The organism is Thomasclavelia spiroformis DSM 1552 (genome assembly GCF_025149465.1).
Lineage (GTDB): Bacteria > Bacillota_I > Bacilli_A > Erysipelotrichales > Coprobacillaceae > Thomasclavelia > Thomasclavelia spiroformis.
The window spans coordinates 2,176,085-2,200,073 of the sequence record NZ_CP102275.1 but is presented as its reverse complement, the minus strand read 5'-3'; the positions used below and the strand labels follow the sequence as shown (position 1 = coordinate 2,200,073).

The window sequence follows — 23,989 nt, the reverse complement described above, 5'->3', positions numbered from 1 at the left end:
AAATTTGGTAGTTTTTTAATCGTTTGAAAATAAACTAATAATTTCACTTGTAGACATCTTAGTAATATTATTAGTATTATTTTCAATAAAAATATTTGATAAGTCTTGTTTTTGTTCTTGTAATTTTTGAATTTTTTCTTCAATACTATTTTTCATAATTAATTTATATACTTGAACATTATTTACTTGGCCAATTCGATACGCTCGATCGGTTGCTTGGTTTTGTGCTGACATATTCCACCATGGATCATAATGAATTACAATTGAAGCGGCAGTTAGATTTAAACCAGTACCACCAGCTTTTAAGGAAATTAAAAATACATTTGTATTATCGTTTTGGAAAGCATTGACTAATTGATGGCGCTTTATTTTGTTGGTTGCTCCAGTTAAAACATAGTATGAAATATCATCTTTACGTAATTCTTTTTCAATAAATTCTAAGGAAGAAGTAAAAGATGAAAATAATAAAACTTTTTGTTTGTTTTCTTTGGCTTTTTTTATAATATCTAAGCATGCTTTCATTTTAGAACTTGGTTCTTGGATATCATTGTATAAAATTCTAGGTTCACAACATAGCTGTCTAAGTCTTGTCATCATTGATAAAATTTGGAATTTGTCAATTTGCTCGATATCTAATGCGCTTTTTAATTTATCATTGATTTGACTTAAGTTTGCGATATATAGATTCTCTTCTTCTTTTGAAAAAGAGATCTTAATGTTGTTTTCTATTTTATCAGGTAATTCATCTAATACATCTTGTTTAGTTCTTCTAAGGATAAATGGTTCAACCATTTTTTTTAGTTGTAATTGGACTTCTTTATCGTTATCACGAACAATTGGGCGTTCAAAATGTTCTCTAAAATAGTTATATGTAAATAAGTAATTAGGCATAAGAAAATCAAATATCGACCATAATTCTGCTAATGAATTTTCAATAGGTGTTCCAGTTAAAGCAAAACGATGAGTACCGCTTAATTCTTTAACTGCTTTAGCGTTTTTAGTTGCTTGATTTTTGATATATTGAGCTTCGTCTAAAATGATATAATTAAATAAATAATCTTTATATAAATCATAATCTCTTCTTAAGTAATCATAAGAAGTAATGATTACGTCATAATTATCTATCTCATTAACCGATTTTTTACGTATAGATGTATTTCCAATAATACATAAAACTTTTAAATCAGAAGAAAACTTATTTATTTCATCCTTCCAATTCAAAATCAATGTTGCTGGTGTAATTACAATACTAGCTTTATTATTAGTTTTGCTGTTTTCTAAAACCGTTATCATCTGTAATGTTTTTCCAAGTCCCATATCATCAGCAAGAATTCCGCCAAATCCATAATCACTCATTGTTTTGATCCATCTGTAACCTTCGCATTGATAATCGCGTAAGATATTTTGATAGGCTTCTGGAATAGGATAGTTGTTATTGTGGTGAGTTAAATTATCGATAAGTTCTTGGAATTGTTGGTTCCGATTAAAAATAATAGAATCATTGTCCAATGATAATTGGTTTAGATATAAGGCTTTTGATTTGTCTAAAACGATTGTAGAGTCTTTAATGTTGTCATTACTTATATTTAAATCGTGAATTATGTTATATGCAGCATTTAAGTTTTTATCTTCTAAATTTATAAATTCACCATTTTTAAGACGATGATAAGATTTTTTACGTTCAATTGCATATAAAATATCTTTGATTTCATCTTTTGAAACATTCACACTATCTAAATCAATTTCTAATAAATCATTTTTTAAACGAATACCAATATTTAAACTAATGTTTTTAGGTTTATTTATATTCTTTATTTCTTCACTGACAAATACTTCACAATAATTATTTAATTCAGGTAAGATATTTTTAATAAAATAATAAATATCCTCAGCATTATTAGTGATTAAATACATGTTTGTTAGTTCATCATATTTAGCGTATTTTTCAATTAAGGCAAGGGCATTATCAACTTTTAAGGGTAATTTTGTTTCGTAGCTGTCAATATATTTTCCATCAAATAAAATATTACCTTCATCATCATGATATTCTAAATTAATAGCAAGATCACCAAATTTATTTAAATCAACGTATATAACTAGCGTTATAACGCAAGGCATATAATCATCAATGTTTGCACCGGTAATAGCAATGTATGGTAATATTTGATCGATGATATATTTTCCAAAATATCCAAAATCTTCTTTAGAAACAATTAAATTTTCTTTGTCTAATATTGCTAATAATTTCTTAGTTATTTGAGACATTTCTAAGCTATAGCGATTTAAGATATTATCCTTTAAATAATAGATATATTGGTTACCGATGATTAATTCACCATCGTTTGGAATAAGTGATACTTCAAAATAATCTTCTTTATCTTCAAAGTTTATTGTAAGATTTTTTAAATCGATAGTAGTAAAAAACATATTTATATTTAAGTTCGTTAGATATGTTTCAAAAAAGTTATCAATATTGTATTGATTAATATTAATAGAGCGATTGCGTTCTATTTCATCAATAAATTCACTATTGTCTTTAATGAAATCAATTTGTTTTAAAGCATCTTGGCTAAAAGATTTATAGTTGTGATCAGTAATCAATTTACTACCGTAATTATGGGTTCTTTGATAACGAAGATCAGTAATGAATTCTTTTAGATTTTTAATTAAATATGTTTTTATGTTACCAATACGATAGTTTATTAAGATGCGATTAAAAGAGTATGTAATATTAGGGATTAATTCAATAGGTAAATTGTTAGTTATATTGTTTTCTTTTTTTTCTAAATAATTTTGAATGAGCTGTTTTGATTCATTAAATTTTGCTTGAATCATTTTTTCTTCTTTTATACGCTCAAATTCTTCGAATTTAGCTTTATAATCAATTTTTTGATTAAATTGAAAGGGAATATCGGACATATCTAAACTGTAAAATTTTAATAATAAAACCCCAATATGACCACATGCTAATTCATTATCATGGCAATTAGGGCAACTACACTCAAAAGAAATTATTTTTCCGCTTGTATCAACAATAATATGGCTAGTAGTAGTACGACCATATATTTCAACGTTACCATCGATATGATATTCATTATTATATTTTATGACGGACATGTTTATAATGGTGTTATCTTTATAATAATTATGAGCGGTTTTCCAGTTTTTTTCATTAAATATTCTATTTATTTCATCATCTTTTATATACATGTTCTTTTTCCTCCAATGATTTATTATATCATTATTTCTATGATTACCAAAGAAAAAAAGTTTAATTATTTCAGAATTAAAAAAAACACCATTGGGTGTTAATTTAAATCATATTTTTCCTTTATGTGTTCCAATAAACTAAGACAACCTTCAAAAATATCATCATATGTTTCATCAAAATTATGTGTATACCATGGATCAGCGATATCATGAGGGTTATCTGTAAAATCAAGTAAACGAGAGATTTTATTTAATGGATCATTTTTCACGATTTTAAGAATATTTGTTATATTTTTAGTTTCCATTGCAATAATATAATCATATTTATCATAATCACTTTGTGTAAGAGGAATAGAAGTTTTATTTTCTGTTGAAATATTATATTGAGCAAGTTTGTTTTTTGTTCCAGGGTGAACAGGATTGCCATATTCTTCTTTGCTTGTTGCAGCAGATTGAATATAAAAATTGTTTTCTAGGCGATGTTTTTTTACTAAGTCTTTAAATATAAACTCTGCCATCGGTGAACGACAAATATTTCCTAAACATACAAATAATATTTTTATCATTGTTAACCTCCGTCTATTAAAAAAGATGAACTTTCGTTCATCTTGATTATCTAAATGGTGACCCGCAGGCGATTCGAACGCCTGACCCTCTGATTAAAAGTCAGATGCTCTACCGGCTGAGCTAGCGGGTCATATACATCATTGATGCCATATAAAAATAGCATATTTTTATTTAGATGTAAAGTATTATTTAAAAAAATAATAATAATTTTTGCTTATTATGTGAGATATTGTTATAATTTTGGTATAGGAAATGGTGTTGTGATGATTATTTAAGAGAAAGCTATAATATAAAAATATGATAATTAAGGAGGTAAATAAAATAATTAGGAAATAATCATTTTAAAATACACCATATATTGGAGGGAAGAATATGAAAAAAATTATGAAATTATTGACAGTGTTTGCAATTTCTTTAGCACTGACAGGGTGTATGAAAATTCATTATCAAATTAATATAATTGATAAAGATAATGTAGATGCCAGTATGAAAATCTTGTATTCTAAAGAAATGATGGATACATATGGAATGACTCAAGAAGATATTAAGTCACAAATGGAAACTGAAGATGGTTTAAAAGGTTGGGAATTAAAAGATGTTAGTGAAAAAATTGATGGGGAAGAATATGTTGGATTTAATGCTGTTGCTCCAGAAAGTATAACTAAAGATATTTTAGATTGTTTAACTGTCGAAAATAATACATACACTTTAAAAATAGAAGGTGATGACCTTGGTGAAAGTGTAGATACTGAAGATTTTGAAGATCAACTTGGTTATTCAATCGATAAGTTAGAAGAAATGGGACTAGAAATAGGTATTAAGATTACAATGCCTGGAAAAATTAAAAGTAGTACAGTAGGAACGATTGAAGGTAACATGGTTGATATTGGCTTAATGGACTTACAAAATGCTACTAATGAAATAACTGTTGTTTCCAAAGAATCCACAGCTACTGCTAGTAATACCGGTATAGTTATTGGCGGAATTGTTGTAGTAATATTAATTGCTGGTGGTTTATATTTTTATAAAAATAAAAAAAAGAAAAATGATAATATAGAAGATAATGAAATCAGTGAAGAGATATAAATATAAGAAGTAAGATATCAATGAAAACAAGTTTGAAAGGTGTATTTGGTAATACATTTTAACAAACTTGTTTTTATTTTAAGTAAGTATTTAATCAAATAATGGAGATAAAAATAATATAATGAAAAAAAATAAAAAAAATTTAAAAAAAGTATTGCATATATGTAACGATAATGATATTATATTAGGGCACCAAGTTGCTTGAATAGCTCAGTTGGTAGAGCAATCGGCTGTTAACCGATCGGTCGTAGGTTCGAGTCCTACTTCAAGCGCCATGGCCTGTTGGAGAAACGGTTAACTCACATGCCTTTCACGCATGCATTCACGGGTTCGAATCCCGTACAGGTCACCATTTGGAGGTTTAGCTCAGTTGGGAGAGCATCTGCCTTACAAGCAGAGGGTCAGCGGTTCGAGTCCGTTAACCTCCACCATTAAATAAATAAGCCGGCTTAGCTCAATTGGTAGAGCAACTGACTTGTAATCAGTAGGTTGAGGGTTCAAGTCCTTTAGCCGGCACCATTTTATATGCGGGTGTGGCGGAACTGGCAGACGCACTAGACTTAGGATCTAGCGCCTTCGGCGTGCAGGTTCGATTCCTGTCACCCGCACCATTTTTTTATTTGTATTTAAACGATGAGTATTTTATCTTATCGTTTTTTTTATTTTTTATAAAGTAATTTCATTGTTCAATTATTTTTTTAATTAATATTAACAAAAGAACTATTGCATAGTTATAAATAAAATATCCCATACTAAAGATTGAAATATAATTAATATTATCATGTATATAATAAAAAATTCTAATTTAGTTTTTACTTAATTATTAATTTTTATGAAAATTAAATTATGTAGATAGGAGGGTGAATCAATGGTTAATAAAAAGGCACAAAAAATTATTAAAGGAAGTATTAGTAGTTTAGCGACAGTATCAATATTAAACATTGGTTCAATTTATCCAAATAATATTTTAGAAAATGAAGAAAGTAATGATAAAAATACTGCAGTTATTGAAGATAAACTTACTACATCAAAAAAGGATGATAAAGATAAAATAAATATTAAAAGTGAAAATCAATTTAATTTAACGAATGGACAGGTTATTAATAAAAGTTATCAAGTTATTGCTGCTGGAAATAATTTAATAATTGATGGAAAAGACGTTAGTAATAATAGTGTTAAATCAATTAATGGAAATGCAAAGCTTGTTTTTGAAACAACTCAAACTGATGTTTTCTTTAAAAATACAGTTGCAATTGATAATGAAATAATTGGTATTTTTAATGAAGGAACATATAGTAAATGGCATACTTATACATATGATATTAATGCCAAATATTTTGATAGTGAAAAAAAGACATTAACAATAGCTTTTCATGCGGGAAATAAAGCTAATGCTTTAGAACATAATATTGAAAATAATGATGATTTTTTATTAAAGAATATTCATATGATTTTACCTGATGGAACAACTTTAAAAGTTGCAAAGTATCAAGGAATATATAGTAGTGAAATAGATAAGCAAAGCGAAGATAAGTGGTCAGTGAATACATTAAACGATATTACGTCAAAAAGTAAAATTGAAATGGGAGATGAAAAAAATAGAATTGAAATACTTTATGTAACATTTAAATTAGAAAATCATAATTTTAATGCTTTACGTTATGACTTAGATACAACATTATTAACTGATGGTAAACATCTTATTATTAGTGGTAATAATAGTGTTGAAATAATAAGTGATAATACTGCTCCAGTAATTGAAACTAATATGATCGATGGGCAAATATATCATAATGGTATAATTGAAGCTAGAGCTTATGATACAATTAGTAATGAATGTCAGTTAGTTGCTACACTGGATGGAAAAGCGATTGAATTACCATATAGTTTTCGTTCGTTACAAATGGAACCAGGTGAACATGTTTTATCATTATCAGCTGATGATGCTGTGGGTAATGTTCAAACCAAGATAATTAAATTTGTTACTTTTACAGAACAAGCATCAATTAATGAGGATATAAAACCAATAAATGGAACAACGATTAAAGGAGATCCTACTTTTTATTTAACGGCTACAGACCCAACTAATGATTTAATGAATGTTTTTTTTAAGCGTGGAGAACGTTATATAAAAGGTGATAGTAATATTGTTGAGGATAGTGGTATTAGTCAAATAGCGGGTTCAAATGATAAGTCTTTAAAAAATGATTCTAAAAATGGTTTTCCTTTTTGCCAATTTGATTTAAAAATAAATGATAACATCAATGATGATGCAATGGTTAAAATTGAATGGAAAGGTAATTCAAATAATCAAAAAACATATATGTATGTATATAACTATAAAAGTAATAACTGGGACAAATTAAATACATCAATGACATTTAAAGATGGGATGATGGAAATTGTTGGTGAGATAAGTTTAAAAGAGCATTTATTGGATAATGTGCTTAAAATAATGATTCAAAATGGAGAAGGGTATACACCTAATCAATATGATTATAATAATCAAACAAATACTTTAAATATTGATGATACGACACGCTCTAATTATGATTTTACTTTTGCTATTGAAAGTGATACGCAATATTATAATAAAAATATTAATGATAATTATAAGCACCAATTAAATATTCATAAGTGGTTGGTTGCTAATCGTGAACGTATGAATATTCAATATTTATTTCATGATGGAGATATTATTGATGATAAAGATCAAGAAATTCAATGGATAAATGCAAATAATGCTTATAAGATATTGGATGATGCTAATTTTCCATATGGCATTTTAGCTGGTAATCATGATGTAGGGCATTTAAGTAATGACTATACTAATTTTTATAAATATTTTGGAAAATCACGTTATGTTCAAAATCCATGGTATGGAGAAAGTTATAAGAATAATAAAGGACACTATGATTTAATAACTGTAGGTGGGATAGATTTCATTATGCTTTATATGGGGTGGGGTATTGATAATGATGAAATTGAATGGTTAAATGATGTATTAGCTAAATATCCAGAAAGAAAGGCTATTTTAAATCTTCATGAATATTTGTTAGCAAGTGGTGGATTAGGTGATAAGTCACAGCAAATTTATGATGAAGTAATTGTAAAAAACTCTAATGTTTGTATGGTTCTATCAGGACATTATCATAGCGCTAAAACTATTGTAAGTGAATTTGATGATAATAATGATGGAATCAATGATCGTAAAGTGTATCAAATGTTGTTTGATTATCAAAAATTGGCACAAGGAGGAATGGGATATATTCGATTAATGCATTTTGATAATAAAAATGGAAAGATTTTTGTTAGGACATACTCACCATCATTAGATGATTATAATGCTAAAGATGAAAAAGATATTGAAGATGAAGACAGTATTATTGGCGAAGAAGAATTTATAATAAATTATGCAGATTTGGGAATTAAACCGATTCAAAAACAAATCGAAACAATTGATTTAGATGTTAATGTATATAGTAATGATATTATTGGAAGTATAAGTGATGTAAAAAGCAATGATAAAATACAATATACATGGCAATATGCGCCACATGGAATTGTAGGATGGTATGCGGAAATTACTGATGAAAATGGAGGATTAACAAGATCTAAAGTTAATTATGTTAATATTGATAAGCAGAATATTAAACCAATGATTGTTATAGATGATAAAGAAAGTAATTTAGTATCATTGGGGAATAGTTTTGATCCGTTAAAAAATGTTAAGGCTTATGATAGTCAAGGTAAAGATTTAACTGAGCAAATATTGGTTTTAGGTTCAGTTGATGTAAATAATGTGGGTAGATATGAATTGATTTATAAAGTGTCTGATTCTTTTGGCAATGTTACTATTGTACCAAGGATTATAGAGGTAGTTGATAAGAATAATAAGGTAAATGTTGATTTAAATTATTTTTTTAATAAGTTGATTTATAAAGATGAGTGATTGAAGTGTGATTGTAATATCACACTTAGTTTTTATTGTGAAACAAAAACCACGTGCTATGCGCGTGGTAACAATAAAGCTTTAGCGTCTGGGTAAAAAACCTCCTCGTGATATAATAATTGTAGCCTGGCAGCTGCAAATAAAATAACGAGGAGGTTAGTCTATGAAAGACACAAAAAGTTTATCACATGCATCATATAGATGTAAATATCATATTGTAATAGTACCAAAATTTAGAAGGATGGTAATATACAATAAATTAAGACATGATATAAGATTAATTATAAAGACCTTAATTGAAAGAAAACCGGGAGTAGAGCTGATAGAAGGAGAGTTATGTCCTGATCATATTCATCTTCTATTAGAAATACCACCAAAGTATTCTGTGGCGGAGTTTATGGGATACCTGAAAAGCAAGTCAACGCTTATGATATTTGATCGTCATGCAAGTATGAAATATAAATATGGAAATCGAAAATTTTGGGCAAGAGGCTATTTTGTAGATACAGTAGGAAAGAACGAGAAGACAGAGAGAGAATATATTCAAAATCAGTTAGCGGAAAATAAGTTGAGTGATCAAATGAGTATGGAAGAATTTATTGACCCGTTCACAGGAGAACCAGTGGAAGGGTACAAGAAAAAGAAAAAAAGTAAAAGACCCTTTGAGGGTCAGTGAGTAAATGACGTTGCGGCTGTCAAGGCGTTCAGTGGTCGAATGACTAGCGCAACAGCATGCCCTTACAGGGCGGGTGCATACCACGTCTTTTAGGCGTGGTTATGATTTAAGTATTGTTTTTATCTCAATTATGTATCTTTATAGTTATTAAATATTCGATTATTGGTAAATAAATTTTTATTTGTTTATGAAAAAAATAAAATATGTTTATTTTGATAAATTTTAATAAAAATGGTTGATTTGACAAATGATTTTATTAATGATAATCTAGAGCTAGATAGGAGTAGTAATGTATAAAATGTACCGATTAAATGGTACTTTTTTTGTTTAGGGGTAGGTGGATAAAAATGAAGATTGATTTTAATAAAAAGAAAATATGGGGTTTAATAATATTTGTAGTTATATGTTTAACTGTTATAGTGATTTCAATTATAAATAAAAAAGATTTGCTGAAATTAAAAACAGAATCTATAAATGTGGAGTATGGACAAAGTGTTTCTACTGATTTAAATGATTATTTAGATTTTAGTGATTTGAGTAATAAAGAGAAAAAAGATGTTTTAAAAAATACAAAATATAAATCTAATGTAAAAAATGAACTTGAAACAATTACGAATCAAGATGGTACTATTTCTCAAAAAGATAGAGGATTTGCGAAAATAGGGGATTATAAAATTACTTTGACATATCAAAATGAAGTAGAAACAATAAAAGTTAAAGTTAGAGATACAGTTACTCCTCAATTAAGTGGACCTGATAATATTGAAATTATTCAAGGAACAGATTTAACAACATTTGATTTTAAGTCATTGATTACTGCGACTGATCTAGCACAATTAAATGATATAATAATTGACTATAGTGCAATTGATACAAATACACTTGGTGAATATAAAGTCAAGGTATCAGTAGAAGATGTAAATAAAAACAAAGCTAAAAAAGAATTTAACGTTACAGTTGTTGTAGCACCATTAGTTATAGAACAAGAATCTACAACAAACTTGCAAACAAATACGATTACTAATAAAAAAGGAAGTGCTAATAATTCAAATAGAAGTTCGAATAATACAAATTCATCAAGTAGTAGTTCAAGTAATAAAGGAAATTTTAATTCAGGAAGTACTGAAAATAATGGAAATACTGATGGAAGTAATTTAGGAAATAACGGAGAATCATCGGGTGGAGAAACTAAGCCCGAAGAACCTAATCCACCAAAAATTAAGATTTATTGGGCAAAATGTGGTTGTGGATACTATATAGAATCAACGATTTCTATAGATGATGTCAAAAATAAATTATATTTAGCGGGGCATGGAAATGGTAATAATGGCATTTCTGATAATGGAGATTGTTATCACTATAGTTTTGGTGTAATGGAAAGATAAAAATGATGAATGAGGTTAAAAGTTATGTATATATGTAAATGGATATTTAAACCATAGACAATCGAAAGATTGTCTATTTTCATTTTACGGTTAACTGTTTTGATTGGTTATAAAACTAATTTAGAGAAGTATAATTGATATTTTAAACTTGTATCAATATAATAACGATATTTTAAAGTCCTAAGCAATGACAATAAACTGCAAATAATTTGAAAGGATACTATATATGAAAAATAAATTTTCTAAATTAAGAAAAATTGTTATTACATTAATAATGGTTTTTTCTATGTCTCTTTCAGCGAATATTGATGTAAATGCGTGGGATAACAGTATTCCTCATGAGTTTACTCGCGTTAAAGAAATTAAATATCCTGAGTGGTGGGCACGTAAAGTGCCAGGAATAAGTGCATGGAGTACTTTTTCAACTAAATACAATGGTAAATGGGCTTATTGTTTAGAGTCTAGTAAAAACGTACCTCAAGATGGAAATTATGTAGCTGATGTTATTGAAAATAATGAGGCAGTAAGAAAACTGATGTATTATGGTTTTGGTGGTCCTGCACCTTATGGAGAATTTGCAGATGGTTTTGATTTAAAAAGTGCAATTTGTCCTGATGACAGTTATTTGTCAAATGATGATGTAAAGTATCTTTTAACACATATATTTTTAAGTGGTGCATACAGTGGTGATTGGAATGGATTTGATGAACAAAAATTCAACCAGATATTCGGTGGTACTTATGGTAGCGATATAATGAATATATATCGAAGAGTATTAGAATTACCTGAACCTGGTTATGTAAAATTTAATCCAGGGAATGCAGGTGGATTTAGAGCGGAATTTAATGCATTTTTTGATATAAATTCAAAGCAACAAATCACAAACACCATAACATTAGAAGGAAGTAATAATGCAACCATTAATATTCCTTTAGATGCAAATGTAACTATTCATATTTCAGGTGGAGGTGTACAAACAGGTGGTATGGCTACTGTTCATGGTGGCCAAAGTTTTTATTTTACTGCGCCTTGCGATGGGTCGCCAGCTGATATGCCTATTACAGAAGTTACAGGTGATAATTGTGGGATATTTACAGCTCTAGCTATTAGAACTGGTTCAGATTCGACTCAAATTGAAGGAAGTTGGGTTTGGGATCCTGATAGAAGTCATCTATATTTGCAAATAGATTGGATGGATTTTGGTAAAATAGAAATTACTAAGACAAACACAAATCATGATTTGATTGATGGTGCTATTTTTAATTTGAAGTCAACTTCTTTTGAAGGTTACAGTAAAGATATTACTGTTGCTGGTGGTAAGATTGTTGTCGATTATTTACCGATTGGTACTTATGAATTGAAAGAAATCCAAGCACCTGAGGGTTACTTATTAAATGAAACAGTTTATACTATTACAGTTAATAAAGATCAAACAACTACCCAAACTGTTGTAAATGAAGAACCTACTGGTTCAATAGATTTAACAAAAGAAATCAATAGTGATTTAACTGATGGCAATATTGGTGATGCTTATTTAAAAGGTAATAAGTATACATTAAAAGCTAAAGAAAAGATTACTAATAAGGCTGGTACAGTAACTTATTTTGAAAAAGATGCAGTTGTTGATACCCAGGTAACTGATGAACAAGGTAAGTTAAAGTTTGATGATTTACATATTGGTAAATATTATATTGAAGAATCTAAATCTAATGGAACATTAGTATTAAATCCTGATGATATTGATGTAAGTATTGATTATGAAGGGCAAACTGTTTCTAAAATTCTACGCTCTACAAGTACTGACAACCGAGTTAATATGCAAAAGGTACAGGTACATAAATTTGGTGAAAAAGAAAGTGAATCAGGAATTTTAAATGGTTTAGCTGGAGCTGAGTTTACGTTCAAACTAAAAAGTGAAGTTGATAAAGTTGGATGGGATAATGCTAAGACATATGATGTAATTACTACTGGTAAAGATGGACGTGCAACTACTAAATATTTACCTTATGGTACTTATTTGGTAAGAGAAACCAAAACACCTCAAGACTATATGACTGCACCTGATTTTACTATATCAGTTACAAAAGATTACAGTGAATATGAAGATATTGATCAAATCAAGATTATCGATATCAATAATCGTCCATATACAACGCAATTAAAACTTGTAAAAAAAGACTTAGATAGCGATAAGACAGTAACTTTAAATAGTGCAACATTTAAAGTTAAAGCAAGAGAAGATATTGTATCTAATGGAAAAGTGATATATAAAGCAGGAGATACAATTAAACAGAAAATCAGTGGAAAAACTTATGATAGTTTTACTACTAGTGCTAACAATGTAGTTGTACCTGATGGTTCTTTTGAAATTGATGGTGAAATGGGAACAGTAGTATTACCATTACAATTGGATGCAGGTAAATATTACATTGATGAAATTAAAACGCCAACGGGATATTTAACATTAGAAAGTAGAGTTGAATTTGATATTGAAAATATTAGAGATTATGATAAGGATGAAGATGGTGATCCAATTTTAGAAGTGATCATTAAAAATGACAAGCCTATGGGTGAATTGATCGTTAATAAATCAGTTGAAACAAATGATGATGTTGATTTATCATTAGTTAATATGGATGATTTAAGTAGTATTAAATTTAAACTTACAGCTAAAGAAGATATAGTTGATCCAGCTGATGGCAGTATTATTTATGCAAAAGATGCTACTGTAGGAGAATATAATTTATCAAAGGATGGTAAATTAACGGTAAGTGATTTACCGATGGGAATTTATGAATTACAGGAAATTACTACACTTGATGGATTAGTATTAGATGGAACTAAACATGAGGTTAAATTTGAACAAAGTGATTTAACTACTAAAGTATATACAGTAACACAAAATTTGATAAATAAACCTACGAAAGTAGAAATTAGTAAGCAAGATATTACAACAAATAAAGAGTTACCAGGGGCACATTTACGATTAGAAGATATTACTACTGGTAATACAATACTTATAGAAGAGTGGGTATCTGATTTAAAACCGCATATAATTAAAGGGTTGATTGTTGGTCACATATATCGTTTAACAGAAACAATGGCACCAGCAGGGTATAAAATAGCACAATCTATTGAATTTACAGTAGAAAATAAAGAAAGCATTCAAAAGGTAATAATGTATAATGAATTATTACCACAGCCTAAAACAGGGGATTCAATAAATATGGAATTATATATTGGGATAGTTATGTTTTTAGGAATTGGCTTGAGTGCTTATGCGTTTTTGAAAAGAAAAAGAGTAATTAAAATTTAATATTATTACTAAGGTTTGAAACTGTTTACAATGGCTTCAAACCTTTTTGTTTTCAATAAATTATTATAATAAAAGGGGTATGAAATCGAATGTATGATCTCATACCCCTTTTGTTTATTTGATAATTATATTATAAGGATTAATGCTACCTGGAAAGACTTTGATATAGTCATTTTTTAAATAATTATTAATTACATCACATAATTCATTGATGTCACAATTATTACCATGACATTGTAAAAATAAACTTTGACTGCCACAGGCATCGTGTAGTTTTAAAGTGTAATCATAATTTTTTTGTTTTAATAAATTATTAATATCTTGTACTTGAAAAATTGAAATAGTTTTCATATTTTTGACTCCTTTTATTAAAAATAATGGTATAATTTTTACTATAAAAAGTCAAGGAGGATAAATGATGGCAGTTTTGGAAATTGAAGAAGCAACCAACTTAGCACATAAAATGGTTGTATATATAGAAAGCGAGCAAAGGGATCTTAAGGTTGATGAAGATAAATTTGATGCTTTATGGCAAAGTATTTACGATGTTTGTTCACTAGTTCATTTTGGTATTCTGGATGAATTTTTAAGCGAGTCTGAGTATTTAGAAGGAGTGCGGTGGTTAAAAAAATATCAACATCTTACTAAAGATTATAAAACAAAAGAAATTGAATTTTAGAATATAGAAAGATTATTTGGCATTAAATAATACAAATTAGGATAATGAAAAGCTGAAATAGTTTTTCTTCTTAGATTTTAAATGGAGAATGATAATTGAATTTATCATAAAGAAACTAAGTGTATAGGTTTGAAGTGTATGCATAAAATGAAGTAGGTGATAAAATGAAAGTTGTTGATATGCATTGTGATACTGTCTTAAGAATATATGATGAAGGTGGTAGTTTATTAGAAAATAATTTCAATATTGATTTAAAAAAGATGTTAAAAGGGGATTATTTATTACAAAATTTTGCGATGTTTGTAAATCTTAATGATTCTGTTGATCCTCTTATAAAAGCCCAACAATTAATTGATTTGTATTATAATGAAATTAATAAACATCCCGATATAATTAGACCGATATTTAGTTATCAAGATATTATTGATAATCAAAATGCTGATTTGATGTCTGCTATGTTAACTCTTGAAGAGGGGGCAGTAGTTAATCATGATTTAGCTATTTTGCGTAATTATTATCGTTTAGGAGTTCGTATGATTACTTTGACTTGGAATTATCCAAATGGTATTGGTTATCCTAATATATCAAATGCAAAAAATTATCATGATTTATATGATATAAATACTAAGGATGGTTTGACAGATTTTGGAATTGAATATGTTAAAGAAATGGAGCGTTTAGGAATAATTATTGATGTTTCACATTTAAGTGATGCAGGTTTTTATGATGTTTTAAAATATACTACAAAACCATTTGTAGCTTCTCATAGTAACGCTCGAGGTATATGTGGTGTTGGAAGAAATTTATCAGATAATATGATTAAAGAATTAGCTAAAAGAAATGGTGTAATGGGAATTAATTTTTGTGGAGATTTTTTAAAGACGATACCTAATGGTAATGCTCGTTCTTGTATTGAAGATATGGTAAAGCACATTTTATATATTAAAAATTTAGTAGGAATTGATTATGTTGGATTGGGTAGTGATTTTGATGGGATTTCACAAGATCTTGAGATAAAAGATGCTTCAATGATGCCAATGTTAAAAGATGCATTATTTGATGCTGGGTTAACTAAAGAGGAAATCGAGAAAGTTTTTTATAAAAATGTTTTACGTGTATATCAAGAAATTTTAACGAAAAAATGACAAGTAATTAGATACTTGTCATTTTTCATTAGTTATCAGGGAAAGAATATTAATGTTTATGTGATATCAGGGAAAGATATCATATGTTTTTAGTAGTCGTTTATTTGAAAGGAAAATCAATTACTTTTTGACTACATTGTTAGTATATTATAAAATCGTAGTAATAATGTATCATAATTATATTAAAATATGTGAATGTTGATTAAAAAAATTAACACGTAAAAAGACGACAAGAAGGGATACTTGCCATCTTTTTAAATTATTAGTTATTAGGGAAAGAATACTAATATTTATGTGATATCAGGGAAGGATATCATATGTTTTTGTAGTCATGTATTTGAAGGGAAAATCAATTACTTTTTGACTACATTGTTAGTATATAACAAGACAATGGTAATAATGTATCATAATTGTATTAAAATATGTGATAGATATATTTTATTGGTAATATTGAGGCTATTTTAAATTGCTGAATTATAGTGTATAATACTGCTAAGATGGAGGAATCAAAATGGAGAGTTTGTTTGATCAGTTGGTTATTTATTTAGATACTGCAAATGAAATAGATACAAATTATAATATTGTATGGTATGTAGTTCGTAATTTTTCTAAAATAACCAAAATGACAATTAATGAACTTGCAGATAATTGTTATGTTTCTCTAGCTACAATTTCTCGGTTTTGTAAATCGTTAGTTTATGAAAATTATCTTCATTTTAAACAAGCATGTACTTTAGATAAAGTATTTGATAATTATAATATGGATTTAACGAATATGAGATACAAACCTAAAGAATGTACAAAAAATTATTTAAAAAATATATGTGATGAAATTTCTAAATTGTCAAGTGTATTAGAATGGGATATAATTGATGAGGTTTTGCAAGTTATTCATAATAGTAAAAAGATTGTTTTTTTCAAAACCATTTCTTACATTTTGTATCTTTATATTTTCAAATTGATTTACTAAGCTTAGGTAAGCTAGTATATGCACCATTGGAATATAAAAGACAGCTGGAATGTGCTAAGTCATTAAATGAAAATAGTGTGGCGATAGTAATTAATGATGGTGAATATATTTGTAATAATTTTAGAATAATTCAGTATCTAAAAAAATCAAAATGTAAAACAGTTTTATTGACTAATAAACAAGATACTAAAATAAGTATGGACTACATAATCAAATTAAAAAGTAGTATGTCTAGATATACTTTACTTGCAATAATAGAATTGATGATATATAGATATCGCTCATTATATTATCTTTATTAAGAAAGAGGAAAAGTTATGCGAGAAATAAAATGTGAAGATATAATTAAAACAGTAAAAAAATTATGTATAGAAGCAGCATGCATTTTACCTAGTGATGTTTTTAAGGCTCTTAATGATAAAAAAAATGAAGAAACTTATTCACTTGCAAAAAAGACAATTGATGTATTGATTGATAATGCTAATTTGGCTCATGATAAAATGATGCCAATATGTCAGGATACTGGAATGGTATTTGTTTATGTTACTCTTGGTCAAGAGGTACATATTGATGGTGATTTAAAATCAGCAATCAATGAAGGTGTTCGACAAGGATATCAAGAAGGGTATTTAAGAAAGTCAATAGTTCAAGATCCTTTATTTGATAGAATTAATACGAAAGATAATACCCCAGCAATTATCTATTTTGATGTTGTCACGGGTGATGAATTTAAAATTGTAGTTGCTCCAAAAGGATTTGGTTCTGAAAACATGTCACAAATAAAAATGTTGAAACCAAGTGATGGTGTACAAGGAGTTAAAGATTTTGTCTTAAAAGTTATAAATGATGCGGGACCTAATGCTTGTCCTCCAATGGTTATTGGTGTTGGAATAGGAGGATCATTTGATAAAGTTACGCAACTTTCAAAAAAGGCAATGATGCGAGAAATAGGTAGTCATCATCAAGATGAACGTTATGCAAATTTAGAAAAAGAATTATTAGCAATGATCAACGCTACTGGAATTGGACCAGCTGGATATGGTGGGAAAACAACTGCTTTATCATTAAATATTGAGACTCATCCAACGCATATTGCCGGAATGCCAGTTGCTGTTAGTATTTGTTGTCATGTATCACGTCATAAGGAGGTAAATTTATGATTTATTTAAAAACACCACTTACTGTTGAAAAGATAAAAAAATTACATGCGGGTGATGAAGTAATGCTAAGTGGTGTAATTTATACTGGTAGAGATGCTGCTCATAAACGTTTAATGACTTTAATTGAAGAGGAAAAAGAGTTACCATTCCCTTTAAAAGATCAAGTGATTTTTTATGTTGGGCCAACTCCAAGTAAACCAGGAGAGGTTTTTGGTAGTGGAGGACCGACAACTTCTGGAAGAATGGACGCTTTTGCTCCAACGTTAATTAAAATGGGGTTGCGTTCAATGATTGGAAAAGGTTATCGCCAGCCAAATGTTAAAGAAGCTATTATTGAAAATAATGGCGTATATTTTGGCGCTATAGGCGGTGCAGGAGCAATGATGTCAAATTGTATTAAAAAATGCGAGATAATTGCTTTTGATGACTTGGGTCCTGAGGCAATTAGAAGATTAGAAGTAGAAAATATGCCATTAGTAGTTATTATTGATAGTGATGGAAATGATCAATATATTTTAGGTAGAGAAGATTATTTAAGTACATGTAAGTAGTTAGGAGTAAGATTATAATGTTTAAAAAAAGAAGAGATTATTCATATTATAGTTCATATAGTTATGGACATAAAAGTCGACTAAGAGTCGGAAGAGTTGCAATTGTTGCTGTAATAGCAGTTGTTTTGGTTGTTGGTTTAGTAGTATCTTTAAATCTAAATCGCATTAAATTATTAGCTAAAGGTTATTCTTTTTCACAAACTAGTGAAATACTATCTTTACCAACAGAAGATGAAGATGAAATTTTATCTCATGATAAAATGGATCATATTACTAATTGGATCAAGCAGTCACCTGAAGTATCTTTATATGATGAATATGAAAGATATTTAACAATCAATAAAGATATGAAATATGCTAAAGTTGTTACAAATGTTGATAGTATATTTAAAAATGATGTACCAAAACTAAAAAGCTTAGATTATAGTGAAAAACTTATTTGGGGCTTACTTGAAGAAGGAGCAACTCAAGATGATTTTCAATATTTAATAGATCATAAATATACAGCTAGTGATATTGAACCATATCGTAAAGTAGAGGGTTATAAGTTACAAAATTTAGAAGGTTATATGAATGCATATAATACTTATAAAAATTACAATTATGCAGTTTGTATTACAAATTATCCATTTATTATTTCAAGTAATGGTGAACCTGAGACAAAGTATACAATTACTAATCCAAGTAATTTATTAACATTGGTAAAAAAAGGATTCTATTTACCAGAAGATTATGAACCAGAATTGGTAGATCCAGAAATCCCTGTTGCACCTGATTGCCAAAATCCAAAAATGACAAAAGAAACATCAGATGCTCTAACAAAAATGTATAGAGCTGCTAAACAAGAAGGATTAGAATTAGTAGTAAATAGTGCATATCGTTCATATCAAACACAAGTAGAAACAATGGCAGATTTTGTGGCACGCTATAATACACAATATGCCAATGAATATGTTGCTCAACCAGGAGCAAGTGAACATCAAACTGGTCTAGGTGTTGATTTAACTAGTCAAAGTGTTGTTGAAGGAAAAAGAATTACTTTTGGTGATACAGAAGAATATCGTTGGGTAATTAAAAACTGTGCAAAATTTGGATTTATTATTCGTTTTGAAGATGGAACTGATGGTATTACTGGTATCGCTCATGAACCATGGCATTTACGCTATGTAGGAGAAGATGTTGCAAAAGAAATTCAAAAAAATGGATGGACTTTTGAGGAATATTGTTTATACAATAATGTTATGCCAGAAGTTAAAGAACAATAATCTAGGGTTTTCTCTAGATTATTTGTTTTTATGTTAGTGAGGTGAGGAAATGAAAACTTTAATTACAACGTTAAATTCTAAATTTATTCATAAATCTTTATCTTTGCGTCTTTTATATGTTGCAACTAAAAATTATCATAATGTTGATTTTTGTGAATATACGATTAAAGAGGACCTTGATAAAATTACAAATGAGATTATTGCTATGAATAATCAGGTTGTGGCTTTTAGTGTGTATATTTGGAATGTTGAGTTAATTAAAATTTTATGTAGTAAATTAAAAAAAGAAAATAAAGAGTTAATTATTATTTTAGGGGGCCCTGAGGTTAGTTATGAAATAGATTATTTTTTAGATAATTTTGATATCGATTATGTAATTAGTGGTGAGGGAGAAATTGTCTTTAAACAACTTTTAGATTGTCTTGAAAATAAACAGCCTATTGATATTCAAGGGGTTAGTAGTAAAGATAATCGCGATTATCGTCAAAGTAAACCGGTTGATTTAAGCTATATTGAATCATTAGAATCACCATATTTATTACAAAGAGATTTAGCTGATATGTCTAAACGAGTTCTTTATTTTGAAACGAGCAGAGGATGTCCGTATCAATGTCAGTATTGTTTGTCTTCTTTAGAAAAAGGGTTACGTTTTTTTAGTTTAGATTATTTAAAAAAACAAATAGATCTATTAATGAAAACTGATGTTAAGATTATTAAATTATTAGATCGAAGTTTTAATGCTAAAACGGAACATGCATTAGCTATTTTAAAGTATATATTTGAAAATTATCGTGAGGGTGTACAATTCCAATTTGAAATTAATGGAGATGTTTTAGATCAAAGAATAATTGATTATATAAATGATTATGCACCAGAGGGTTTACTTAGATTTGAAATTGGGATTCAATCGACATATGAACCAACTAATGAAATAGTTAAAAGATATCAAGATTTTAAACGATTAAGTGAAGTAATTAGACAATTACAAACTAATCATAAGATTGATTTTCATTTAGATCTAATTGCTGGTTTACCGTTAGAAAATCTTGAAAGATTTGCAAAATCTTTTGATGATGTATTTAGTTTTTATCCTAAGGAATTACAATTAGGTTTTCTAAAATTACTTAGAGGGACTAGTTTGAGAAAAGAAGCTAGTAAATATGGATATGTATACGATAGTAAACCACCTTATGAATTAATACATAGTAATTATTTAACAAAGAATGATATTCATAAAATTCATTTAGTTGAAGATATGTTAGAGAAATATTGGAATAGTGGTAAAATGCCAATTACAATGAATAAAGTTATGAAACAGGTTATTTCACCATTTTATTTCTTTTTAAATTTAGGACAATATTATCAAGAACATAATTTTAAAAGAATTAACTTTCAAAATGATGAGTTGTTTAGATATTTAAATGAATATTTGGATAATAAATATTTAGATGAATTAATTGAAGATTATTTATTACTTGCGAAAATAAAACCTAAAAGATGGTGGAAAACAACTCTTGATAAAGAAAATAGTCGAAAAATTTTACACATATTAATAAAAAAATATGATTTAAACCAAGAAGACTTATTTAGATATAGTATAATAGAGGAACTGAAAGATTATTATATAATTGCAACTTATAAAAATTATCAAGTTACTGTAAATAAATATCCTAAAACATCTTAGCGAATACTAAGATGTTTTAATTTAAAAATATAATATTAAAATTTTTAGTGATGAGTTATATTAAATGATTTTTTATGATAAGTAAGATATACTAATTGTATGGAGGAAGGCGTATGATAGAAAACATAAGAAAACGAGATGGACGTTTAGTTCCTTTTGAATTAGATAAAATAGCTGGTGCTATATATAAAGCTTTTCAAGCGTGCAGCAGTAAATATGAATTAAAAACAGCATTAGATATTGCTAAAAAAGTTGAAAAAAATTTAGAAAAAAAACAAAGTGCTTTACCGACTGTAGAATTAGTTCAAGATACAGTAGAAGAAGTATTAATTGAACAAGGATTTGTCCGAGTTGCAAAGGCGTATATTTTATATCGAGCAAATCGAACTCGAGAAAGAGATATGCGCTCACGTTTAATGAAAACATTTGAAGAAATAACATTTTCTGAAAGTAAGAATAGTGATTTAAAAAGAGAAAATGCTAATGTCAATGCTGATGCTCCAATGGGAACAATGTTAAAATATGGAACAGAGGCAGCAAAACAATTTAATGAAATGTTTGTATTAAAACCTAAGCATGCTAGAGCGCATGCTAATGGAGATATTCATATTCATGATATGGATTTTTTAACCCTTACGACTACATGTTGTCAAATTGATATAAAAAGATTATTTGAAAATGGTTTTTCAACTGGACATGGTGTATTGAGAAGCCCTAATAGCATTAGTGTTTATGCAGCACTGGCTTGTATTGCAATTCAATCTAATCAAAATGATCAACATGGTGGTCAAGCAATCCCTAATTTTGATTATGGAATGGCACCAGGGGTAGCAAAGTCTTATATAAAACATTTTTATCATAATTTAGCTAAAGCCATCAGTTTACTTGAAAATATCGATGGTGAAAAGATAGCAGCTACAATTAAAAATAAGTTGGTATTAAAACCAACTTTAGATAATAATGAAGAATTTAATAATGCAATAAAAACAGAATTGTTGAATAAAAATATTAAAAATATTGATAAAATTATTGAATTTTCAAACAAAACTGCTTATCAAGAAACAGATGAAGAAACATATCAGGCAATGGAAGCATTTATTCATAATTTAAATACAATGCACTCAAGAGCAGGAGCTCAAGTACCATTTAGTTCAATTAATTATGGAATGGATACATCCAGTGAAGGTAGAATGGTAATGAAAAATGTTCTATTAGCTACAGAAGCAGGATTAGGACATGGTGAAACACCGATTTTCCCAATTCAAATTTTTAGAGTAAAAGAAGGAATAAATTATAATGAAGGAGAGCCAAATTATGATTTATTTAAACTAGCATGTAAAACTTCAGCTAAACGTTTGTTTCCAAATTTTTCATTTGTCGATGCACCATTTAATTTAAAATATTATAAGGGAACACCAGAAACAGAAATTGCATATATGGGTTGTCGTACTAGGGTTATGGCTAATGTTTATGATAAAAATAATGAAATAAGTTTTAGTCGAGGTAATTTAAGTTTTACAACTATCAATTTGCCAAGGTTAGCAATTCTTTCTAATGGAGATGTAAAAGAATTCTTTAATAAATTGGATGACATGTTAGAGTTGTGTATTGATCAATTGTTAGAACGTTTTGAAATCCAATGTCGTCGTAAAGTTAAAAATTATCCATTTTTAATGGGACAAGGAATTTGGTTAGGTAGTGATAAATTAAAACCAGATGATGAAGTACGTGAGGTTTTGAAACATGGAACACTTACTGTTGGATTTATTGGTTTGGCTGAAACATTGAAAGCATTAATCGGTTATCATCACGGAGAAAGTGAACAAGCGCAGGCGTTAGGCCTAAAGATTGTTGGACATATGGCAGAAGCAATGGATGAAGCAAGTAAGAAATATAATTTGAATTTTAGTTTGATTGCTACTCCAGCTGAAGGACTTTCTGGTAGATTTATTAAAATGGATAAAAAGTTATTTGGAAATTTAGAGGGGATTACTGATCGCGAATATTATACTAATAGTTTCCATATTCCAGTATATTATCCAATTAGTGCTTATAACAAAATTAAATTAGAAGGACCATATCATGCCTTAACTAATGGAGGTCATATCAGTTATATTGAAATGGATGGGGATCCTACTAAAAACTTAGCTGCATTTGAAAAAATAATTCGTGCAATGCATGATAATGGAATTGGTTATGGAGCAATAAATCATCCAGTCGATCGAGATCCAGTTTGTGGTTATAATGGTATCATTGATGATGTTTGCCCATGCTGTGGTAGAAAAGAAAATGAACATCATGGTCTTGAAAGAATTCCTCGTATAAATTTGGAAAGTGAATAAA

17 protein-coding genes and 6 tRNA genes are annotated in these 23,989 nt (G+C 28.2%); 19 read left to right on the top strand and 4 right to left on the bottom strand.

The window, feature by feature from the left end; translation table 11 throughout:
- Positions 1-15 precede the first annotated feature (15 nt).
- From NQ543_RS10440 to NQ543_RS10430, 3 genes are all read right to left on the bottom strand, one after another.
- Entirely contained in the window at positions 16-3,210 is a 3,195-nt protein-coding gene (locus NQ543_RS10440) for a DEAD/DEAH box helicase (protein WP_004609429.1), read from the bottom strand.
- Positions 3,211-3,308: 98 nt separating this feature from the next.
- Positions 3,309-3,776 (bottom strand): low molecular weight protein-tyrosine-phosphatase, encoded by a 468-nt coding sequence (locus NQ543_RS10435; RefSeq protein ID WP_039903909.1) that lies wholly within the window; start codon positions 3,774-3,776, stop codon positions 3,309-3,311.
- Positions 3,777-3,831: 55 nt separating this feature from the next.
- Positions 3,832-3,907 (bottom strand) — tRNA-Lys (locus tag NQ543_RS10430).
- 242 nt (positions 3,908-4,149) lie between these two features.
- Here NQ543_RS10430 and NQ543_RS10425 point away from each other — a divergent pair.
- The 10 genes from NQ543_RS10425 to NQ543_RS10380 all read left to right on the top strand — a co-directional run bounded on the left by NQ543_RS10425 (position 4,150) and on the right by NQ543_RS10380 (position 14,192).
- Positions 4,150-4,863, top strand: a complete 714-nt coding sequence (locus NQ543_RS10425) for an LPXTG cell wall anchor domain-containing protein (RefSeq protein WP_004609431.1) — start codon at positions 4,150-4,152, stop codon at positions 4,861-4,863.
- 199 nt (positions 4,864-5,062) lie between these two features.
- Positions 5,063-5,138 (top strand) — tRNA-Asn (locus NQ543_RS10420).
- A gap of 1 nt (position 5,139) precedes the next feature.
- Positions 5,140-5,215 (top strand) — tRNA-Glu (locus NQ543_RS10415).
- 3 nt (positions 5,216-5,218) lie between these two features.
- A tRNA-Val gene (locus NQ543_RS10410) sits at positions 5,219-5,294 on the top strand.
- 12 nt (positions 5,295-5,306) lie between these two features.
- Positions 5,307-5,382 (top strand) — tRNA-Thr (locus NQ543_RS10405).
- Positions 5,383-5,390: 8 nt separating this feature from the next.
- A tRNA-Leu gene (locus NQ543_RS10400) sits at positions 5,391-5,474 on the top strand.
- 257 nt (positions 5,475-5,731) lie between these two features.
- Positions 5,732-8,815, top strand: coding sequence for an immunoglobulin-like domain-containing protein (locus NQ543_RS10395; RefSeq protein ID WP_004609432.1), 3,084 nt, complete (start codon positions 5,732-5,734; stop codon positions 8,813-8,815).
- Between the two features lie 163 nt (positions 8,816-8,978).
- Complete coding sequence (gene tnpA, locus NQ543_RS10390; protein ID WP_004609336.1) at positions 8,979-9,491, top strand: IS200/IS605 family transposase; 513 nt, start codon at positions 8,979-8,981, stop codon at positions 9,489-9,491.
- Positions 9,492-9,838: 347 nt separating this feature from the next.
- A complete protein-coding gene (locus NQ543_RS10385) occupies positions 9,839-10,876 on the top strand; it encodes a hypothetical protein (RefSeq protein WP_050752806.1) in 1,038 nt (345 codons plus the stop codon).
- 226 nt (positions 10,877-11,102) lie between these two features.
- Positions 11,103-14,192 (top strand): SpaA isopeptide-forming pilin-related protein, encoded by a 3,090-nt coding sequence (locus NQ543_RS10380; protein ID WP_004609434.1) that lies wholly within the window; start codon positions 11,103-11,105, stop codon positions 14,190-14,192.
- A gap of 114 nt (positions 14,193-14,306) precedes the next feature.
- Here the strand turns inward: NQ543_RS10380 and NQ543_RS10375 are convergent, their stop codons facing one another.
- Positions 14,307-14,543: an RDAC family protein gene (locus NQ543_RS10375; RefSeq protein ID WP_004609435.1), complete on the bottom strand. Its 237-nt coding sequence runs from the start codon at positions 14,541-14,543 to the stop codon at positions 14,307-14,309.
- A 67-nt stretch (positions 14,544-14,610) separates the two neighbouring features.
- On the opposite strand from NQ543_RS10375, the gene NQ543_RS10370 reads away from it, so the two are divergent.
- The 9 genes from NQ543_RS10370 to NQ543_RS10330 all read left to right on the top strand — a co-directional run bounded on the left by NQ543_RS10370 (position 14,611) and on the right by NQ543_RS10330 (position 23,988).
- On the top strand, positions 14,611-14,871 hold the full coding sequence (locus tag NQ543_RS10370) for a hypothetical protein (RefSeq protein WP_039903910.1): 261 nt from the start codon (positions 14,611-14,613) through the stop codon (positions 14,869-14,871).
- 164 nt (positions 14,872-15,035) lie between these two features.
- A complete protein-coding gene (locus NQ543_RS10365; RefSeq protein WP_004609437.1) occupies positions 15,036-16,016 on the top strand; it encodes a dipeptidase in 981 nt (326 codons plus the stop codon).
- Between the two features lie 511 nt (positions 16,017-16,527).
- Positions 16,528-16,986: a MurR/RpiR family transcriptional regulator gene (locus NQ543_RS10360; protein WP_004609438.1), complete on the top strand. Its 459-nt coding sequence runs from the start codon at positions 16,528-16,530 to the stop codon at positions 16,984-16,986.
- Positions 16,987-17,012: 26 nt separating this feature from the next.
- Complete coding sequence (locus tag NQ543_RS10355) at positions 17,013-17,288, top strand: MurR/RpiR family transcriptional regulator (RefSeq protein ID WP_230197290.1); 276 nt, start codon at positions 17,013-17,015, stop codon at positions 17,286-17,288.
- Between the two features lie 15 nt (positions 17,289-17,303).
- The gene (locus NQ543_RS10350; RefSeq protein WP_004609439.1) at positions 17,304-18,146 is read left to right on the top strand and encodes a fumarate hydratase; all 843 of its coding nucleotides are present in this window, start codon (positions 17,304-17,306) and stop codon (positions 18,144-18,146) included.
- Complete coding sequence (locus NQ543_RS10345; protein ID WP_004609440.1) at positions 18,143-18,697, top strand: Fe-S-containing hydro-lyase; 555 nt, start codon at positions 18,143-18,145, stop codon at positions 18,695-18,697. The genes NQ543_RS10350 and NQ543_RS10345 overlap by 4 nt, the downstream gene beginning before the upstream one ends.
- A gap of 17 nt (positions 18,698-18,714) precedes the next feature.
- Positions 18,715-19,962, top strand: a complete 1,248-nt coding sequence (locus tag NQ543_RS10340; RefSeq protein WP_004609441.1) for a M15 family metallopeptidase — start codon at positions 18,715-18,717, stop codon at positions 19,960-19,962.
- A gap of 49 nt (positions 19,963-20,011) precedes the next feature.
- Positions 20,012-21,646 carry a B12-binding domain-containing radical SAM protein gene (locus NQ543_RS10335; protein ID WP_004609442.1) on the top strand — a complete coding sequence of 545 codons (1,635 nt, stop codon included), beginning with the start codon at positions 20,012-20,014 and terminating at the stop codon, positions 21,644-21,646.
- Positions 21,647-21,759: 113 nt separating this feature from the next.
- Positions 21,760-23,988, top strand: coding sequence for an anaerobic ribonucleoside triphosphate reductase (locus NQ543_RS10330; RefSeq protein ID WP_004609443.1), 2,229 nt, complete (start codon positions 21,760-21,762; stop codon positions 23,986-23,988).
- Position 23,989 lies beyond the last annotated feature (1 nt).

Bases quoted from the DNA above. Each gene is read 5' to 3' on its own strand.
- NQ543_RS10440 (WP_004609429.1), bottom strand. From the start codon at position 3,210: ATGTATATAAAAGATGATGAAATAAATAGAATATTTAATGAAAAAAAC.
- NQ543_RS10435 (WP_039903909.1), bottom strand. From the start codon at position 3,776: ATGATAAAAATATTATTTGTATGTTTAGGAAATATTTGTCGTTCACCG.
- NQ543_RS10425 (WP_004609431.1), top strand. From the start codon at position 4,150: ATGAAAAAAATTATGAAATTATTGACAGTGTTTGCAATTTCTTTAGCA.
- NQ543_RS10395 (WP_004609432.1), top strand. From the start codon at position 5,732: ATGGTTAATAAAAAGGCACAAAAAATTATTAAAGGAAGTATTAGTAGT.
- tnpA (WP_004609336.1), top strand. From the start codon at position 8,979: ATGAAAGACACAAAAAGTTTATCACATGCATCATATAGATGTAAATAT.
- NQ543_RS10385 (WP_050752806.1), top strand. From the start codon at position 9,839: ATGAAGATTGATTTTAATAAAAAGAAAATATGGGGTTTAATAATATTT.
- NQ543_RS10380 (WP_004609434.1), top strand. From the start codon at position 11,103: ATGAAAAATAAATTTTCTAAATTAAGAAAAATTGTTATTACATTAATA.
- NQ543_RS10375 (WP_004609435.1), bottom strand. From the start codon at position 14,543: ATGAAAACTATTTCAATTTTTCAAGTACAAGATATTAATAATTTATTA.
- NQ543_RS10370 (WP_039903910.1), top strand. From the start codon at position 14,611: ATGGCAGTTTTGGAAATTGAAGAAGCAACCAACTTAGCACATAAAATG.
- NQ543_RS10365 (WP_004609437.1), top strand. From the start codon at position 15,036: ATGAAAGTTGTTGATATGCATTGTGATACTGTCTTAAGAATATATGAT.
- NQ543_RS10360 (WP_004609438.1), top strand. From the start codon at position 16,528: ATGGAGAGTTTGTTTGATCAGTTGGTTATTTATTTAGATACTGCAAAT.
- NQ543_RS10350 (WP_004609439.1), top strand. From the start codon at position 17,304: ATGCGAGAAATAAAATGTGAAGATATAATTAAAACAGTAAAAAAATTA.
- NQ543_RS10345 (WP_004609440.1), top strand. From the start codon at position 18,143: ATGATTTATTTAAAAACACCACTTACTGTTGAAAAGATAAAAAAATTA.
- NQ543_RS10340 (WP_004609441.1), top strand. From the start codon at position 18,715: ATGTTTAAAAAAAGAAGAGATTATTCATATTATAGTTCATATAGTTAT.
- NQ543_RS10335 (WP_004609442.1), top strand. From the start codon at position 20,012: ATGAAAACTTTAATTACAACGTTAAATTCTAAATTTATTCATAAATCT.
- NQ543_RS10330 (WP_004609443.1), top strand. From the start codon at position 21,760: ATGATAGAAAACATAAGAAAACGAGATGGACGTTTAGTTCCTTTTGAA.